The sequence below is a fragment of the Alcanivorax sp. HI0044 genome (genome assembly GCF_001634945.1).
This window is the reverse complement of the sequence record NZ_LWEZ01000492.1, coordinates 1-765: the sequence shown is the minus strand read 5'-3', so window position 1 is coordinate 765 and position 765 is coordinate 1. Positions and strand designations below refer to the sequence as shown.

Below are 765 nucleotides of genomic sequence, written 5' to 3'. Positions count from 1 at the left end.
GCTCATCAGCTTCACCGTGTCAGGGAGCAACACTTCCCGTGTCTGGCGGGTTTTTCTTACCCCTTCCCTTGCGAAGGAAAAGCCCGCAGGGCGGGCTTTCCAATCACGATAGGCCAGTCTGGCACGATCAAGAAGCATCGATCAGCCGCCTTTCTTTTCCTTGTTCGCCAAATACTCAATCACGGCGAACAGCTCTTTATCGCTCTTCAGGTTCTCACGCATCACCAGGTACTTGCCGTTCACTACGAAGTTCGGCACCCCGGGGATCTGGTAAGCCTTGGTCAGCGCGTCAGCCTGACGAATCTTGGTAGACACGCCGAAGGAACCGTACAGCTTGTTGAACTCGGCAGGGTCCACATCGTACTTGCGGAAGAAGTTGGCCAGCGCCGGTTCATTGAACAGGGGCTCACGGTGCTTATGGATCGCGTCGAACAGCGGACCGTGGATTTCATCTACCAGGCCCAGGGCTTCTTCCACGTAATAGGCACGGGCCAGCGGCTCGGCATTACGCAGGAACAACACCGGCGTGCGCACATAGTTGATGTAATCCGGTTTGGTTTTCAGCCACGCGTCAACGGAAGGCTCCAGGGAATAACAATGCGGGCAGGCATAGGAAAAGAATTCCCGCACTTCCACCTTGCTGGGATCATCCACGGCGCCCGGCACATCCAGAATCTTGTAGTGGGTATCAACCGCAAAACGGGTGTGTTCCTCAGCGGCAGCAACTCCGGTCGCCAGCCCCAGACTCAGCAGCAAAGCCGTCAC

1 protein-coding gene is annotated in these 765 nt (G+C 56.6%); it reads right to left on the bottom strand.

What is annotated here, in order from left to right:
- Positions 1-141 precede the first annotated feature (141 nt).
- Positions 142-765: thiol:disulfide interchange protein DsbA/DsbL (locus A3730_RS05915; RefSeq protein ID WP_197477324.1), on the bottom strand; the 624-nt coding region annotated here is incomplete at its 5' end.